Below are 17,054 nucleotides of genomic sequence, written 5' to 3'. Positions count from 1 at the left end.
TTTTATATTATGCGGCAATTGATAATTGATCGCCAGCAATTCGGTAAGATATCGCTTCTGCAATGTGAATACGGCCAACATAATCCTTGTCGTCAAGATCAGCCAATGTGCGCGCAACCTTCAATATCCGGTGGTACGCACGTGCAGAAAACTTCATCTTGTCTGCGGCATCTGCAAGTAACTGCATGCCGCCCTCATCTGTTTGGGCAACATCTTCAATCAGCGCCGTTGGGCAATGAGCATTCATGTTAATTTCATGCTCACCCAAACTGCTATATCGCTCAAATTGCCGAGCACGGGCGCGGGCAACGCGCTGTGCAACCGACGCACTTGCTTCACCGGGCTTTGCGCGAATTAACTCGCCGGGCGATACGCTCGGCACTTCAACACGCAAATCAATGCGGTCCATCAAGGGACCAGAAATACGCGCTTGATAATCTGTCTTGCAGCGCGCACCACGTGCGCAGCTATGGCCTGGTTCACCTGCCATACCGCACCTGCATGGGTTCATCGCCGCAATCAGCTGTATGCGTGCGGGATATGTTACGCGGTGGTTCGCACGCGCAATCATACATTCTCCGGTCTCTAAAGGCTGGCGCAAACTATCCAAAACTTGCGGCGTGAATTCAGGAAACTCATCGAGAAAAAGAACGCCATTGTGCGCTAAAGAAACTTCACCGGGACGGGCTTTAAACCCGCCGCCAACCATGGCCGCCATGGATGCGGAATGATGCGGCGCTCTAAAAGGCCGCCTATCTGATAATTCACCGCCTGCAAGCTCGCCAGCAATGGACGCAACCATAGACACATCAAGCAATTCTCGCGGACTAAGCGGCGGCAAAATAGATGCCAAACGCTGTGCCAGCATGGACTTGCCAGAACCGGGTGGACCCACAAGAAGCATATTGTGACCGCCAGCAGCGGCGACTTCCAATGCGCGTTTTGCCGTTTCTTGACCCTTAATATCGGCAAGATCAGGCAATGTTGATTTTGCTATGCGTGTAACGGGCTGAGGGCGCGATAAAACCTGCGTGCCTCTAAAATGATTGGCAAGACCGATTAAACTTACCGGCGCTAGAATAGACATATCGCTATCTGCCCAAGCAGCCTCAGAGCCGCAATCATAGGGACAGATCAAGCCTTTTCCCACGCTATTTGCAGCAATAGCAGCTGGCAACACACCAGCCACCGCGGTAATCGTACCATCAAGGGAAAGTTCGCCTAAAACACTATAACTGGCTAAGGCATCGGACGGGATCGCACCCAATGCTGCCATTAGCCCTAGTGCAATTGGCAAATCAAAATGGCTTCCTTCTTTGGGTAAATCTGCCGGCGCAAGATTTATCGTTACTTTTTTGGGCGGCATAGAAAGACCAGATGCATGGAGTGCCGCCTGCACCCGCTCGCGGCTTTCTGCCACCGCTTTGTCAGGTAGGCCGACAATATGCATACTCATCTTGCCAGGTGCGACCATAACCTGAACATCAACTGGCACTGCATCAATGCCTTGAAATGCGACCGTCGAAACTCGTGAAACCATTTCGGCCCCCAGAATATCGGCGCAATAAAAATTAGAATATATGCGCCATCCCACCAACCTACCTTGCATAGGTTGCGCTACGGCACTTATAAACGCACACTCTGAAAAACATTGCAAGAACATTGCAAGAACAAATTAGTGCGTAGGTTGCAATTCAGTTGTATGTGGTTGTGCTATGAGAACAAACAGTGCCCAAAAAATCAGGCTCTCTGTTAGAGTTTGGCTTCAATTGCATCCCAGAACAAAGCCGCAATATCTGCGCCACCAAACTTTTTCACTTCGCGCACACCGGTTGGCGATGTCACATTGATCTCTGTCATCAAACCACCAATCACATCGATGCCCACCAGCGTTAGTCCGCGCTTTTCAAGCTCCGGCCCAATACGCGCACAAATTTCCAACTCGCGCTCTGTCATTGTGGTTTCAACCGCCTGTCCACCGACATGCATGTTGGAGCGTGTATCGCTTTCAGCAGGAACGCGGTTAATCGCACCCACCGGCTTGCCATCAATCAACAAAATACGTTTGTCGCCAGCGCGCACATCTTTCAAATAGCGCTGGGCAATAATGGGTTCGCGTGTCAATTGCGAAAACATTTCCATCAAGGATGTCAGATTGCGGTCGCCTTCACGCAAATGGAACACACCAGCGCCACCATTGCCGTAAAGCGGTTTTAAAATAATATCGCCGTGCTTTTCACGAAATGCGCGGATTTCATCTAAATCCAACGTCACGATAGTTTCTGGCATGAGATCGCCATATTCCATCACAAATATTTTCTCAGGCGCATTGCGCACAGAACGCGGATTATTCACCACCAATGTGTCAGGGTGAACCATTTCCAACATATGTGTTGTTGTGATGTAATTCATGTCAAATGGCGGGTCTTGTCGCAGCAACACCACGTCCATATCGCGCAGACTTGTGCGTACTTTATCGCCAAGTGTGAAATGGTCGCCCTCGACATCACGGACTTCTAATTTTTCCATCGCAGCGGTTACATCTGTTCCGCTCATTGTCAGGCGGTCAGGCGTATAATGATAAAGCTCATGGCCGCGCGCCTGAGCCTCAAGGGCCAAAGCGAAGCTTGTATCGCCAGCAATTGAGATATTTGCGATATGATCCATTTGGATTGCGATTTTCAGCGCCATGTCTTTATTCCTATAATCAGTTTTTTTCTAAGTGCGCTCTGCAACACGAAATTACAATCCTTGAGCTATTACGTTTTAGTGAGCGTCTTTATTCAAGTTACATATTTCACGGCATATAGATGGCAGGAATATGAATGGGCCAACGCCTTGGCAGGCAAGCAATTAAATCGTAACGGATCGACAATGAAGCGTAATTTTTCTGCTTTATGAGCCATTCATCGCCTGCTGCTGCAATCCGGCGCAGCGCCGTCTGTGTTACGGCATCCATAGCCTGTTCAACATTATCACGCGCTTTAACTTCCACCATTAAAATCAATTTACCGCGGCGCGCAATAATATCAACTTCACCTGATTTTGTTTTGAAACGTTTGGCAACGATACGAAAGCCTTTAAGCCGCAAACATTGCGCCGCCAGCCACTCTCCGCGGTGGCCTTTGCGGTAGGCGCGACGTCTATTGCTTGCGCCCTCAGCCATCATTATCCTTGAAGTTTAAAAGCCGCGCATAAAGATCAGACTTTTGCAGACCTGTCATTTTTGCCGCTTCTTTTGCCGCTTTGGATGCAGACATTTCTTGCAATAAGGATTTTAAGATCGCATCTACATCTTCGTCAGAGGTTGGTGAGTCTGCTGTTTGCGATGGAGAAATAAGGATAACGATCTCACCCTTAATTGTTTCGCCTTCGAAATGCTCTGACATTTCACTGGCTTTCATCGTCAAAACAGTTTCAAAGCGCTTGGTTAGTTCGCGCCCGACACAGATCATTCTGTCTTGCCCCATTACATCGCTGATCGCCTTTAGTGAGCTGGCTAAACGTGTTGGCGCTTCAAACGCAATCAATGTGGATTGAACATGTGACAAGGTTTCAAGAAAATTGCGGCGCGTGCCGTCCTTGTTTGGCAGAAACCCGACAAACCTGAAATCATCGGACGGCAATCCGGAAGCTGCCAAACCAGCCAGAACGGCCGATGCACCCGGAATAGGGATAACGCGAAAGCCCGCTTCACGCGCTTCTAGCCCCAATCGGTAGCCTGGATCAGAAACAAGCGGCGTGCCCGCATCGGAGACCAATGCCACCGATCTTCCAGCGCTGAGCTGTTCGATCAGCTTAGGGCCAACTTTCTGCGCATTGTGCTCATGATAAGCATAAGGCTTTTGCGCGATGCCGTAACGATCGAGCAATCGCCGCGTGATTCGCGTGTCTTCACAAGCCAGCACATCGCACGCCGCGAGCGTTTCCAACCCGCGAATTGTCATGTCGCCTAAATTACCAATCGGTGTGGAAACCAGATAAAGCGCAGGCTCTAACGGAGGCGCGCTGATTTCGTGACCTGAAATTATGTAAGAATGATCGCCCATTAACTTGCCAAACTCGCAACAACACTGTTGAGCACCATGCGTCCAGATTGCGTTGCCCGCAAGCGCGTGTTGGACACAGGCTCAATCAAACCATCCATTGCCAGATTATTGAGTGTTTCTTGATTAAATTCCCGACCGCTCAGTTCTTCAAATCGAACAACGTCCAAACCTTCAACAAGGCGCAGCCCCATGAGTAGCAATTCATCGCCCTGTTGTTGCCGATCCAGCTTTTCACGCTCAACAATCGCATGGCCGTTCTCACGGGTCTTCTCCAACCAGCGCTCAGGCATGCGCTCGGTAATCGTCACATTTTTAAAGCCATCATCTGCCGTAAACCGGCCATGTGCACCCGGACCAATGCCAACATAATCACCATAACGCCAATAGGTCAGGTTATGACGCGATTCTGCGCCCGGCACGGCATAGTTTGACACTTCGTAATTGGGCAAGCCTGCATCGCGCGTAACGCGCTCTGTGACATCATAAAGATCAGCGGCCAAATCATCAGAGGGAATGATTAGTTTTCCTGCACGGTGAAGCGCTTGAAACGGCGTATCGTCTTCAATTGTCAATTGGTACAATGACAAATGATCCGCCGCATAGGAAATAGCTTGTTTTAGCTCGGCTTCCCAAGCTTCCAATGTCTGTTTTGGCCGTGCATAAATTAAATCAAAAGACAGGCGCGGGAAAATATCCCGTGCCAAGCCAATGGCTATTTTTGCTTCTTCAACATTGTGCAAACGCCCCAAAAACTGCAAATCAGCATCATTGAGCGATTGTACGCCCAGCGAAACACGGTTGATGCCTGCGAGCCGATAGCTACGAAACCGATCTGCTTCGACCGATGAAGGGTTGGCCTCCATCGTAATCTCAATGCCGTCAGGCAGGCCCCAATATTTTGCAATACCGTCCAGTAAAGCCTCAACCGTTTGAGGCTCCATAAGCGAAGGCGTTCCGCCGCCAATAAACACGCTAGTAACGTTGCGCGAGCCAGTTTCATCGCGCATGGCAGCCATTTCACTTAAAAAACCCGTCACATATTCACGCTGATCGACGGGCTTATGACGCACATGGCTATTAAAATCACAGTAAGGACATTTGGCCGCGCAGAACGGCCAATGCAAATAAACGCCGAAACCCGGCGTTCCGTCATCACCATTGATGTTATTCAACACCAAGGGCTTCTCTAGCAAATATCTGGAATGCGCGTGCACGATGCGACAAGGCATCTGGCTGGCCGGGCTTCCAGCCGTGCTTTTCCTGCGATGTCATTTCGCCAAATGTGCGTTCATGGCCTTCAGGCACAAAAACAGGATCATAACCAAACCCGATATCACCGCGCGGTGGCCAGACAAGATGCCCCTGTGCAACACCTTTATAGAACTCACAGTGCCCATCGGGCCAAGCAAGACAAAGCGTTGCATTAAAAGAGCCAGTTCTTTGGTCTGGCGTATTTGCGCCCTTAGCTTGAAGCTTTTCTTCGACATTACGCATGGCCATTGCAAAATCGCGTGTGCCATCGGGTAGTTCGGCCCAATCGGCTGTATAAACGCCCGGATCACCATCCAGCGCATCAACACATAGGCCGCTATCATCAGACAAAGCCGGAAGGCCTGTCGCCTCCATGGCTGCAATCGCCTTCAGGCGTGCATTATGCTCAAAGGTTGTTCCGTCTTCATCTGGTTCAGGTAGACCCAATTCACCCGCAGATGTGACTTCGAAGCCAAAAGGTTCGATCAACTCACGAATTTCTTTCAACTTGCCGGCATTATGCGTGGCAATGACAAGCTTACCTTTTTCCAGACGACGGCTCATTATTCGATTCCTAAAACCTGTTTCTGCATGGCAACCAATTGTTGGATTGCGTTATCTGCGTGATTGTAAAGCTTATCGAACTCTTCGCGGCTAAAGGGAGCGCCCTCTGCCGTTCCTTGAATTTCAACAATGCCGCCAGAACCGGTCATCACGAAATTTGCATCTGTTTCAGCATTTGAATCTTCCGCATAATCCAAATCAGTGACGGCTTCGCCCTCATAGATACCGCATGAAATCGCTGCGATATGATCTTTAATAACGCGGGTTTTCGAGGCCATTTGGCGCGAATGCATCCAATCAAGACAATCATAAAGCGCTACAAAGCCGCCCGTGATTGCCGCTGTGCGCGTGCCACCATCTGCTTGAATAACATCGCAGTCGATTGTGATTTGGCGCTCACCAAGCGCTTCAAGGTCAACAATTGCGCGCATAGAGCGGCCAATCAGGCGCTGGATTTCCTGTGTGCGGCCGCCCTGTTTTCCAGACGCTGCCTCACGGCGCATCCGGTCACCTGTGGCGCGTGGCAACATACCATATTCCGCTGTCACCCAGCCTTTGCCCGTATTGCGCATCCATCCAGGAACGCGCTCTTCCAAGCTGGCCGTACAAAGAACGTGCGTATCGCCAAACTTTACAAGGCAAGACCCTTCGGCATGTTTAGAGAAACCGCGCTCAAAGCTGATTTCGCGCATTTGTTCTGGCGTTCTTCCGGAAGGGCGTTTCATGGTGAACCTCTTTTATAATTAGCTATGTTGGTGGCTTCTAATGCAAACATAACAACAATCATAGGGCCGCAAACCCTTTTACTTGGCGCAATGTAGGCTCTATATAGAGGTTACCACTTGATCGATAAAAGAGAACCATGCCGAACCGCCCACAGGACTTAATTGACAATCTTGATGATCGCTCGCGCGATATATTTAAGCGCATTGTTGAAAGCTATTTGGAAGCGGGTGAACCGCTGGGCTCTCGAAACTTGTCAAAACTCCTGCCTAACAGCCTTTCTCCGGCTTCTGTGCGTAATGTGATGAGTGACCTCGAACAACTGGGTCTTATATATTCTCCGCATATTTCCGCAGGACGCCTGCCAACTGAGCAAGGACTTCGGTTTTTTGTTGATGCCTTTATGGAAAACGGCACAGCATCGGAAAATGAGCGGAGGCTCATTGAAAAGCAGCTTCAAGGCGATATTCCCGATCAGGCAACAGATGCGCTCTTAACCGGTGCAAGCACCATGCTTTCGCATATTTCCAAGGGTGCGGGGCTCGTTGTTGCGGCTAAACGTGAAGAGGCGATGAAACACATTGAATTTGTGCGCCTTGAAGAAACCAAAGCGCTGGCCGTTATCGTCTGGGATTCTGGCGAGGTTGAAAACCGTGTGCTTGAGATACCGCGCGGCGTCATGGCATCGCAATTGGCCGAAGCTGCCAATTTTCTTAATCATCATGTGCGCGGGCAAACGCTCAAGCAAGCAAAACAGCAAATTGATTTGCGCCGCGATGACACGCGCAAAGAACTTGATACGCTGAGCGCTGATCTTGTTGAACGCGGGCTGGCCATTTGGGCAGGCGACAACAAAGGCGCACCATCGCAACTGATCGTGCGCGGCCGCTCCAATCTTCTCGAAAATCTTGAAGATGCTGCCGATGTTGAGCGCGTCAAACTCTTGCTTGATGATCTTGAGCGCAAAGAAGAGATTATCCATTTACTTGAAATGGCGGAAACTGGATCTGGCGTGCGCATTTTTATTGGTTCTGAGAATCGCTTGTTTTCGCTGTCCGGCTCGTCATTGGTGGTGGCCCCTTACCGCGACTCAAATCACAAAGTTATCGGCGCGCTGGGCGTTATTGGCCCGACACGGCTAAACTATGCCCGTATCGTGCCAATGGTGGATTATACAGCCCAACTGATTTCCAAAATGATCGAACGACAATGATTCTTGTGTTCGGGCTTGATTTTTAGTTCCACAGCCTCGATATGCACTGACGCATAAACTTATACTTATTTCCAATGGATACTGACCATGGCCGACGAAACAAACACGCCAGATGGCATGAGCCCAAGCGCCCGCGAACGTCTACGCAAGGCAGCTGACGAGCTTTTGAAAGCCGACCGCAAGGCAAACCGACGCGCTGCAGCAGGTAATGCTGACGATTATGCAGAGCTTGATCCAAACGAGTTCGATGATGAAGGCAACTGGATCGGCGAAGATCCGGATATGGATGCAACGCCGCAAATCGATCCGGTTGAAGCGCTGACAACGGAAAATGCAGATTTAAAAGATCGCATGCTACGTCTTGCTGCGGATATGGAAAACCTGCGTAACCGCACAAAGCGTGAAGTTGCGGATGCAAAATCTTTTGCCGTTGCAAATTTTGCCCGTGATATGCTTGCTGTTTCTGACAATTTGCGCCGCGCGATTGAAGCTGTAACCGAAGAAAAACGCGAAAGCGGTTCTGATGAGTTTAAAAGCCTCTTGGAAGGTGTTGAACTGACCGAGAAATCCATGCTTGGCACGATGGAACGTCACGGTGTGAAAAAGCTTGACCCAGAAGGTCAAAAATTTGACCCGAACTTCCACCAAGCGATGTTTGAAGTGCCGAACCCTGAAGTACCGAACAACACTGTGGTTCAAGTCGTTCAATCAGGCTACCAAATTGGTGAGCGCGTCTTGCGTCCAGCAATGGTTGGTGTTGCAAAGGGCGGCCCTAAGGCTCCCCCTGCCGATGCACCTGCTGAAGATCAAAGCGACAGCTAGTCGTTGGAAATCTTACCGTTTCTTGATTATGCCGGTGTTGCTGTTTTCGCAGCCACCGGCGCTCTTGCTGCATCCCGCAAACAGGTCGATATAATCGGCTTTTTATTCTTTGCCTCAATTACAGGCATTGGCGGCGGCACGTTGCGCGATTTGGTTCTTGGCCAAGCGCCTGTCTTTTGGGTTTTAAACCCTGCCTATATTCTCGTGAGTACGGCAGTCGCGATTCTTGTCTATTTTACAGCCCATATGTTTGAGAGCCGTTACAAGCTTTTACTTTGGCTCGATGCAATCGGTATATCCGCCTATGCGGTTATGGGCGCATCGAAAGGCTATTCTGCAACAGATTCGATCAGCATCGCCATAATCATGGGCATCCTTACAGCAACATTTGGCGGCATTTTACGCGATGTATTAGCCGGCGAACCATCGGTTCTTTTGCGCTCAGAAGTTTATATTGCGGCCGTACTTTCAGGGGCGGCAACCTATACGCTCGCAACAGTTCTCGGTGTGCCTTTGATTTTCGCTGCGAGCGCCGGATTTATGGTGACTTTTATCATACGCGGCGGCGCACTGCGCTTTGGTTGGACATTTCCAACCTATAAAAGTCGTCCGGGCCGAAACCCGGATGACATTATATAATCAGGCGCTTAGCAAACCTGCATCGATAGCCGCTTGTTTTAACGAAACTTGCGGGCGCGGGCCTATCTGCTGAATGATGATGCCTGCTGCGAGCGATCCAAGCTTGCCGCAAATATCCAGATCAAGACCCTGCGCATAACCGTGCAAGAAGCCAGCTGCATAAAGATCGCCAGCGCCTGTCGTGTCTACCAGCTCATTTATCTCAATGGCCTGAATATCATAAGTATCATCGCCGCTAATGATGACAGAGCCATCAGCACCCTTTGTAACAGCGGCAAGATCACAATCACCGCGCAGCGCTTGAAGTGCTGTGTCAAAATCAGCGGTCTGATAAAGCGATTTCAGCTCATCATCATTGGCAAAAATAATATCGACTGTGCCAGACTGCATGAGTTCGAGGAATTCTTCGCGGTAGCGGTCAACGCAAAATGGGTCAGACAAGCTCATGGCAACTTTTTTGCCGTTTGCGTGCGCAATTTCAGCCGATTTTCTGATCGCGTTTTTCGCACGCGGCGGATCCCATAGATAACCTTCAAAATAAACAATGCCAGAATTTCCGACCTTGTCATCTTCAACGTCTTCAGGACTAAGCTCAACGCATGCGCCAAGATATGTGTTCATCGAACGCTCACCATCGGGCGTGACTAAAATCATCGACCGTGCGGTTGGCGGCGTTTCTGCGAGCGGCTTGGTATCAAACGCTACGCCTTGAGCGCGGATGTCATGGCGAAAAATTTTGCCCAAATGATCATCTGCAACCTTGCCGAAATAGGCCGTGCTTGAGCCAAAGTTCGCAATGCCTGCTGCAGTATTGCCCGCACTGCCACCGGATGTTTCAATTGCCGAGCCCATACGCTCATAAAGCAGCTCAGCGCGATCAGCATCGATCAAGTTCATCGCACCTTTAATGATGCCGTTGTCTTTAAGAAAATCATCTTCAGCGCGCGCGATAATATCAACAATCGCATTGCCAATGCATAGAATGTCGTAAGTAGCCATAAATACTGCTCTTCATTTGTGTTTTAATGGCTTTAGCGCGGTGCAGCACATTATAAAAGCCTTTGTTCTAAAAACGCAGCACTCTTGCTACCGCGTTCTTGCAATCGAAAGACACAACACCCATCTCGTCACCATGTTGATAGCTTCTGCACAAAAAGCGATCGGAGAAATTCTCGATCCCAAATTGCGTCAAGTGTTTTGGAAAACACTGGGCCTGACAATTCTTGCACTCATCATTATCTGGAACCTTACAACCGTAGGGTTAGAGACTTTTGCAGTTCCCTTTGTTAGCGACTGGTTTGCCTCATTAAGTCTTCCGAGCTGGACGGGTACGATGGGCCTGTTTGCGGCAATCATTGCGGGCCTTGGCTTAGCGGTAGGATTAACGTTTCTGATCGGACCAGTCAGTGCGGTGATCGCGGGCTTGTTTCTTGACGATGTTGCAGAACATGTCGAAAAACAGGATTATCCGAACGATAAACCGGGCACTGCGATGCCGCTTGGCCGTTCAATCATCATGTCGCTCAAGTTTTTTGGCATTGTTATTCTTGGCAATCTGCTTGCCCTGATGTTGCTGCTTGTTCCTGGCGTTAACTTGATCGCGTTTTTTGCCATTAATGGCTATTTGCTTGGACGCGAATATTTCGAATTTGCAGCGCTGCGACATCACGATGCTGCAACGGTGCGCATGTTGCGCTCACGCTATTCTGGCACGATTATCATGGGCGGCCTGATGATTGCAGGCTTTCTTGCCATTCCTATCGTCAATTTGATGACGCCTTTATTTGGTGCAGCGCTCATGGTGCATTTGCATAAAGCGATAGCAAGCAAGGCTGAACGCACGTCCTAGCCAAAACAGATTCCCACTTTTGCTAGCAGGGATTATTTACTTACGTAATAACCTGCTGTGGCAACTCGACAAGCGCAGCAGGTATATCGCAGGTTTTTTCTTTCGACTTGCAAATATCTGCAATGACACATTTTTCGCATTCCGGCTTACGCGCTTTACAACAATAGCGACCATGTAAAATCAGCCAATGATGCGCATGAAAAAGATATTCATCCGGAATAATCCGCATCAAAATCGCCTCGACATCATCCGGTGTATCAGCAGGCGCAAGGCCAATGCGTTTGCCAATGCGCAATATATGCGTATCGACAGCCATCGTAGGAATACCGAATGCCATCGACATAACCACATTGGCTGTTTTGCGGCCAACACCTGGCAATATTACCAATTCTTCGCGCGTTTTAGGTACAACTGAACCAAAATCATCAATTAGCTTTTTCGATAGCAGAATGACGTTCTTGGCCTTATTGCGCCAAAGTCCGATGGTGCGGATATAATTTCCGACCGTCTCTTCGCCCAGCGCCAGCATTTTTTCAGGCGTATCGGCAATTTTAAAGAGTTCGCGCGTGGCTTTATTTACCCCCGCATCGGTGGCTTGCGCCGATAATGCGACCGCCACAACAAGCGTAAAGGGATTCACGTGAAGCAATTCACCCTTAGGTTCTGGTCGCTGTATGGAAAACCTGCGGAAAATTTCGTGCAATTCTTGCTGATTATATTTGGTGCGCGGCAGGCGCTTTTTCTTAAGCGCTGCAGGTTTTGTTTTCTTCGGCGCAACTGATGCGGCAATTTTTCCTTTTCCAGTCGTCATCGCGTCCTATATCCTGCTTTTATGAATAGCTCTAATTTTGACATAGGCTGGGACGGCGACGATGCAAACCCGATTTTTGCAGCGCAGCTTGTTCCATATCGATCACTATCATCATCTGGCTTTGCACTCATGATGGTTATTGTGGCTGTAATCTGTGTTTCAAATGCCTATTTTTATTTTCATCTAGGCGCATGGCCAGTTGCCATCTTTTTCTTTTTTGATGTTGCGCTTTTATATGCAGCCTTCAAATTCAGCTATCATGCTGGTCGCGCACGTGAAGAAATCACAATATCCCGAACAGCGCTAGAAGTTCGAAAAATCACGCCAAACGGACGCCAACGCAAACATATATACAATCCCTTTTGGGCCAAATTTCTCGTCGAACGTAACGATGAAATCGGCATTACATCAATGCGCATAACAGGCGAAGGCTATCAATCTACAATCGGGGCATTTCTGAACCCCGATGATCGGGAAAGCTTTGCAACGGCTTTCTCGCAGGCCCTTGCGAAAGCCAAGAAATGAGGCCAGTCTTTGCTCGCATGAAGCGGGGAAAACGATGCGGTTGACTTCAAAAACTATTTTCACCTTTATATTCTGGCTGAGCTTATCGCTTGTTGCTTCTGCACAATCCGATACGGCCGCTCAGTCATCGGCAAATAAAGCTATCATCAATGCCGATACCTCCGTCATTGATGATGCTGATATCGACTTGCGTATTGAGCGTATTTTAGCCGAGCTCGATGGTATGAACCGTGTTTATGTTATCGTCAGCTCAGGCGTTGTAACGCTTCGCGGCGAGGTGACAGAGGCAAGCCTTGCAGAACAAGCAATCGATGTTGCTCAGCGCGTCGAAGGTGTTGTCACGGTTCGCAACGAAATCACCGAGGTTACATCCTTGCGCGAACGCCTTGTGCCTGTGTGGGAACGGCTCAACAATCGCTTCTGGCAGTCCATTGCCTTTGTTCCCTTGTTTACGGTTGCAGTCGTCGTTGGCGGCATTGTGTTTCTGATCGGACTTTTTGTTGCTTCACGCACATGGCCATGGGACCGTCTCAGCCCAAACCAATTCATTGCCGATCTGCTTAGACAAATCATTCGCCTGATCTTTTTTGTTAGCGGTGTTGTGCTCGCGCTTGATATTTTGGGTGCAACAGCGTTGCTGGGCACAATCCTCGGCGCTGCCGGTATCGTTGGTCTTGCCATCGGTTTTGCGGTTCGTGACACGGTTGAAAACTATATTGCATCCATATTGCTGTCGATTCGCCAGCCATTTAGGCCGCGTGATTTTATCTCCATTGAAGGATATGAAGGCTTCGTGATCAGCCTTACGTCACGCGCCACGATTTTAATGGATGCTTCGGGCAATCATATCCGCATTCCAAATTCCACGGTCTTTAAAAGTAACATTACGAATTATAGCCGCAATCCGCATCGCCGCTTTTCGTTTGAAATTGGCGTTGCGAGCGAGAGCAATCTCGACAAGGCGCTGGAGACCGGCTTGAACGCAGCCAGAGCACAGGACTTTGTCTTACAAGAGCCTGCACCTGACGCATGGATTAGCAGTATTGGCGATTCTAATGTCGTCTTGGTTTTCACGGGTTGGGTGGACCAAACGCAAACGAGTTTTACAAAAGCCCAATCAGAAACGATGCGGCTGACCAAATTGGCGCTCGAAAGAAACGGTTTTGCGCTCCCAGAACCAATCTTCCGCATTATTCACCAAGGTGATGCACCAAGTGAAACACCCAAAAAAGCATCCGCTCCAAAACAGGAAACAAGCGCGAATGAACGCGAAGATGATCACGCCAAGGATGTGCGCCCTGATGAGAGCATAATCGAACGTGTTGACGAAGAGCGCAGCAATGCCGAGCGTGAAGATCTGCTGAGTGAAAATGTGCGCGATGAACTTGGGAAGAAAGAAGGTTGATTTGCGTCAAGTTTCGGGTGGTTCTTATGCGCTCAAAGTGCTGAATTGGGATATTGAAGTCCGGAGATGACGCCATGTCCCAATTAGCAGAAATTTCACTGACACAAGAAGTCAAACGTGACAGCGATTATGAAAAGATTGCGCGTGTCATATCGTTGATTAGCGAGAACTACCGCGAGCAACCGTCACTGGATGAACTGGCGAAAAATGTTTCAATGGAGCCAACAGCGCTACAAAAACTATTTACGCGTTGGGCAGGGCTATCTCCAAAAGGTTTTTTGCAAGCCGTTACGATTGATCATGCACGCCGTTTGCTGGCAGCCGACTTGCCATTGCTTGATACAGCCTATGAACTTGGTCTTTCCGGCCCTAGCCGTTTGCACGATTTGTTCGTGACGCATGAATCCATGTCACCCGGTGAAATCAAATCAGGCGGTGCAGGGCTTACAATCCATTATGGGTTTCATGCCTCACCCTTTGGTCTTGCACTTATTATGGCCACAACACGCGGACTTGCGGGCCTTGCCTTTTGCGATATTGGCGATGAACGTGCAACTTTTGATGATATGGCACAGCGCTGGCCTTTTGCGACTTTTGAAGAAGATTTAAGCGCGACGCAGCCCTATGCACAGCGCGTGTTTAATCCATCCCAATGGCGCGACAACCAACCCTTGCGCGTTGTGCTTATTGGCACGGATTTTCAAGTCGATGTATGGGAAGCGCTGCTTAAAATACCGATGGGCCGCGCCTTGCCCTATAGCCAGATTGCACAGGATATTGGACGCCCGAAAGCATCACGCGCCGTTGGTGCAGCGGTCGGCGCAAATCCGATTTCATTTGTTGTGCCGTGTCACCGCGCTATGGGCAAATCAGGGGCGCTGACCGGCTATCACTGGGGTTTAACGCGCAAACGCGCCATGCTGGGATGGGAAGCAGGGCAGGTTGGAGAGGCTTGAGTAGCACCAACCTGGTGATTTATTTGCAAGCGATACAACGATTAACTATCGATAAAAGTAAATGCCGTTATTACCCTCTTGCGATATGCATCCGCTTGGCGATTGATTTCATCTATTAAATTCACCGTCTTAATATTAAAAAATATCGGATTAAAATTTAACTCTTGAGTCTCAATTGGCCGAATTTCATCTATTTCTAACCGCGCATAACCATACAACGAACTGGCAACACAATACACCTCCATATAATTTAACGAGTATGTTGCTTTATCAGTAATATTATTAGCAGGTTCAGAGGCACGTGAATCAGCAACTTGAAGCTTTTGAAAAAGTTTTGAAATGCGAAATTGAATTTTTTGGTCCCCATATTCAACCATCGCTTTCAACGCCTCAATTGCATGTCCGCTGAATCGTTCTACTTTCTTTCCTTGGCTAACATTCCCGATACTGCGCTCCGCGTGCTCACAAAGTTCACTGAGCGCAAAGTTTAACTCCGCTCGAGCCACCATGCGCTTGGCAATGCCATGTTCATCGTGTTTTTTTTGTTCAAATGCAATCTGCCTCCTAATCATCCAGACTGTAGCGGCGGCACCCAAGGTCGCTAAGGTGCCTACTAGGAGAGTTTCCCACTCAATATGATCCAAATTTTCTTTCCCAAGGTAAAACATAAATAGTGTGATCGGTACACCTAAGAAAACGCCGAAAGCAATTCCAATATTTAGGTCTTCATCCTCCCGTTTCATTTAATGCGCGCCGGACATATCACCCAAAACCTCTTTGGATTTAACCGTTGAATCCGCATTAAGCTCATAAACAATCGGTACGCCCGTACCCAAATTGAGCTTCAAAATGCTTTCCTTGTCCATACGGTCGAGCACCATGATCAGCGAGCGCAATGAGTTGCCATGTGCAGCAACAAGCACCGTTTCACCACGAAGAACGCGCGGCAAAATATCCGTCATGAAATAAGGCCAAACGCGCGCGCCTGTATCACGCAGGCTTTCGCCTTCATCACCTGGTGGCGGTGTGTCGTAAGAACGGCGCCAGATATGCACCTGCTCTTCACCCCATTTTTCGCGCGCATCATCTTTGTTCAAACCAGCCAAATCGCCATAGTTACGCTCATTAAGCGCTTGGTCGTGGATAGTTTCCAAATCGGACTGCCCAACGCCATCAAGAATCATCTGGCAGGTTTTTTCAGCACGCTGCAAAACAGATGTAAAAGCGATGTCAAATTTAAAGCCCTTTTCCGCAAGAGCGCGGCCAGCCTCTTGCGCTTCTTCAATTCCTTGCGCGGTCAAATCAGGGTCTTTCCAACCTGTGAAAAGATTGAGTTTGTTCCATTCGCTTTGACCGTGACGGACAAGAATGAGTTTACCGGACATAGGAAGGCTCCATTTTTCTAAGTGAGTTGTTTTAAGTTTAGTCGTTCAATCCAAGAACGTCACGCATTGAGTAAAGGCCGGGCTTTTGGCGAACAGACCATATGGCCGCATTAACAGCACCGCGTGCAAAAATGCTTCGATCTTCTGCACGATGCGACAGAGTGATGCTTTCGCCATTACCGGCAAACATGACCGAATGATCGCCGACCACTGATCCGCCGCGCAAAGTTGCAAAGCCGATTGAACCTTCTTCTCGCGCACCAGTATGACCGTCACGAACACGCACAGAATTTTCTGTCAGATCAATATCGCGGCCTGTGGCAGCGGCATCGCCCAACAGTAGCGCTGTGCCTGATGGTGCATCGACTTTGTGTTTATGGTGCATTTCCAGCACCTCAATGTCCCAGTCCTGTGCGGTCAATGCTTTTGCAGCACGTTCGACCAACACCGATAACATAATGACACCCATCGACATGTTGCCGGACTTCATAATGGTTGTTTTTTCGGCAAAAGATGCAAGCTTTGCATCATCATCGCCAGACATGCCTGTCGTGCCAACAATATGCGCAATGCCCTTCTTGGCGGCATAATCTGCAAAAGCTAAAGTTGCCGCTGGCGCTGTGAAATCAATGATAACATCTGCATCGCCCAGCGCCTGATCTTTATCAGCGGTAATGATAATCTGGTTGGCCGCCTCACCAATCATACGATGCGCGTCCATGCCAATCGCATCGGCACCATCGCGCTCAAGCGCACCCACAAGCACGGTCTTCGGGTTCTGCGACACCGCATGAATGAGTGCGCGGCCCATACGGCCAGATGCACCAACAACTGCAATTTTTACGGTCTGTGTCATCCTATA

General features: G+C 49.2%; 19 protein-coding genes. 7 read left to right on the top strand and 12 right to left on the bottom strand.

The genetic code is table 11. The features are described from left to right. Positions 1-7 precede the first annotated feature (7 nt). The 7 genes from N530_RS0108790 to rph form a co-directional block, all read right to left on the bottom strand. On the bottom strand, positions 8-1,540 hold the full coding sequence (locus N530_RS0108790; RefSeq protein ID WP_026480399.1) for a YifB family Mg chelatase-like AAA ATPase: 1,533 nt from the start codon (positions 1,538-1,540) through the stop codon (positions 8-10). A 212-nt stretch (positions 1,541-1,752) separates the two neighbouring features. Then, positions 1,753-2,691, bottom strand: a complete 939-nt coding sequence (gene gshB / locus N530_RS0108785; protein WP_026480398.1) for a glutathione synthase — start codon at positions 2,689-2,691, stop codon at positions 1,753-1,755. 106 nt (positions 2,692-2,797) lie between these two features. Next, positions 2,798-3,169, bottom strand: a complete 372-nt coding sequence (locus tag N530_RS0108780; RefSeq protein ID WP_202899049.1) for a YraN family protein — start codon at positions 3,167-3,169, stop codon at positions 2,798-2,800. Continuing rightward, positions 3,159-4,049 (bottom strand): 16S rRNA (cytidine(1402)-2'-O)-methyltransferase, encoded by an 891-nt coding sequence (rsmI, locus tag N530_RS0108775; RefSeq protein ID WP_026480396.1) that lies wholly within the window; start codon positions 4,047-4,049, stop codon positions 3,159-3,161. Before rsmI ends, N530_RS0108780 begins: the two co-directional genes overlap by 11 nt. Beyond that, positions 4,049-5,227, bottom strand: coding sequence for a radical SAM family heme chaperone HemW (hemW, locus tag N530_RS0108770; protein ID WP_026480395.1), 1,179 nt, complete (start codon positions 5,225-5,227; stop codon positions 4,049-4,051). Before hemW ends, rsmI begins: the two co-directional genes overlap by 1 nt. Further along, positions 5,214-5,864, bottom strand: a complete 651-nt coding sequence (rdgB, locus tag N530_RS0108765; RefSeq protein WP_026480394.1) for an RdgB/HAM1 family non-canonical purine NTP pyrophosphatase — start codon at positions 5,862-5,864, stop codon at positions 5,214-5,216. Before rdgB ends, hemW begins: the two co-directional genes overlap by 14 nt. Further along, positions 5,864-6,589 (bottom strand): ribonuclease PH, encoded by a 726-nt coding sequence (gene rph, locus N530_RS0108760; RefSeq protein WP_018689682.1) that lies wholly within the window; start codon positions 6,587-6,589, stop codon positions 5,864-5,866. Before rph ends, rdgB begins: the two co-directional genes overlap by 1 nt. Positions 6,590-6,726: 137 nt before the next feature. Between rph and hrcA the strand changes: the two genes are divergently transcribed. The 3 genes from hrcA (at position 6,727) to N530_RS0108745 (ending at position 9,261) form a co-directional block, all read left to right on the top strand. After that, a complete protein-coding gene (gene hrcA, locus N530_RS0108755) occupies positions 6,727-7,800 on the top strand; it encodes a heat-inducible transcriptional repressor HrcA (protein ID WP_018689683.1) in 1,074 nt (357 codons plus the stop codon). A gap of 87 nt (positions 7,801-7,887) precedes the next feature. Continuing rightward, positions 7,888-8,622: a nucleotide exchange factor GrpE gene (gene grpE, locus N530_RS0108750; protein WP_026480393.1), complete on the top strand. Its 735-nt coding sequence runs from the start codon at positions 7,888-7,890 to the stop codon at positions 8,620-8,622. A 3-nt stretch (positions 8,623-8,625) separates the two neighbouring features. After that, on the top strand, positions 8,626-9,261 hold the full coding sequence (locus N530_RS0108745; RefSeq protein ID WP_026480392.1) for a trimeric intracellular cation channel family protein: 636 nt from the start codon (positions 8,626-8,628) through the stop codon (positions 9,259-9,261). Here N530_RS0108745 and N530_RS0108740 read toward each other — a convergent pair whose 3' ends face one another. Next, complete coding sequence (locus N530_RS0108740) at positions 9,262-10,260, bottom strand: adenosine kinase (RefSeq protein WP_026480391.1); 999 nt, start codon at positions 10,258-10,260, stop codon at positions 9,262-9,264. It lies immediately after the preceding gene. Between the two features lie 133 nt (positions 10,261-10,393). Here N530_RS0108740 and N530_RS0108735 point away from each other — a divergent pair, with 133 nt between their 5' ends. After that, entirely contained in the window at positions 10,394-11,110 is a 717-nt protein-coding gene (locus tag N530_RS0108735; protein ID WP_026480390.1) for a sulfate transporter family protein, read from the top strand. Positions 11,111-11,150: 40 nt separating this feature from the next. On the opposite strand, the gene nth is transcribed toward N530_RS0108735, so the two are convergent. Next, the gene (gene nth, locus N530_RS0108730) at positions 11,151-11,921 is read right to left on the bottom strand and encodes an endonuclease III (RefSeq protein WP_051540852.1); all 771 of its coding nucleotides are present in this window, start codon (positions 11,919-11,921) and stop codon (positions 11,151-11,153) included. A gap of 21 nt (positions 11,922-11,942) precedes the next feature. On the opposite strand from nth, the gene N530_RS0108725 reads away from it, so the two are divergent. The 3 genes from N530_RS0108725 to N530_RS0108715 all read left to right on the top strand — a co-directional run bounded on the left by N530_RS0108725 (position 11,943) and on the right by N530_RS0108715 (position 14,807). After that, positions 11,943-12,446: a DUF2244 domain-containing protein gene (locus tag N530_RS0108725; protein ID WP_026480388.1), complete on the top strand. Its 504-nt coding sequence runs from the start codon at positions 11,943-11,945 to the stop codon at positions 12,444-12,446. Positions 12,447-12,480: 34 nt separating this feature from the next. Beyond that, positions 12,481-13,851, top strand: coding sequence for a mechanosensitive ion channel family protein (locus N530_RS0108720; protein ID WP_026480387.1), 1,371 nt, complete (start codon positions 12,481-12,483; stop codon positions 13,849-13,851). Positions 13,852-13,925: 74 nt separating this feature from the next. Next, positions 13,926-14,807, top strand: a complete 882-nt coding sequence (locus N530_RS0108715) for a bifunctional helix-turn-helix domain-containing protein/methylated-DNA--[protein]-cysteine S-methyltransferase (RefSeq protein ID WP_026480386.1) — start codon at positions 13,926-13,928, stop codon at positions 14,805-14,807. Positions 14,808-14,848: 41 nt separating this feature from the next. Here N530_RS0108715 and N530_RS0108710 read toward each other — a convergent pair whose 3' ends face one another. From N530_RS0108710 to dapB, 3 genes are read right to left on the bottom strand one after another with little or no spacing between them, the layout of a single operon-like run. After that, positions 14,849-15,550: a hypothetical protein gene (locus N530_RS0108710; RefSeq protein WP_026480385.1), complete on the bottom strand. Its 702-nt coding sequence runs from the start codon at positions 15,548-15,550 to the stop codon at positions 14,849-14,851. Continuing rightward, entirely contained in the window at positions 15,551-16,192 is a 642-nt protein-coding gene (locus N530_RS0108705) for a 2,3-bisphosphoglycerate-dependent phosphoglycerate mutase (protein ID WP_026480384.1), read from the bottom strand. It lies immediately after the preceding gene. 37 nt (positions 16,193-16,229) lie between these two features. Next, entirely contained in the window at positions 16,230-17,048 is an 819-nt protein-coding gene (gene dapB / locus N530_RS0108700; protein ID WP_026480383.1) for a 4-hydroxy-tetrahydrodipicolinate reductase, read from the bottom strand. Positions 17,049-17,054 lie beyond the last annotated feature (6 nt).

This window comes from Ahrensia sp. 13_GOM-1096m, assembly GCF_000620605.1.
In the GTDB taxonomy this organism is placed as follows: Bacteria; Pseudomonadota; Alphaproteobacteria; order Rhizobiales; family Rhizobiaceae; genus Ahrensia; species Ahrensia kielensis.
Note: the sequence above shows the minus strand (reverse complement) of the source record. Positions and strands in the feature narration are given on the sequence as shown.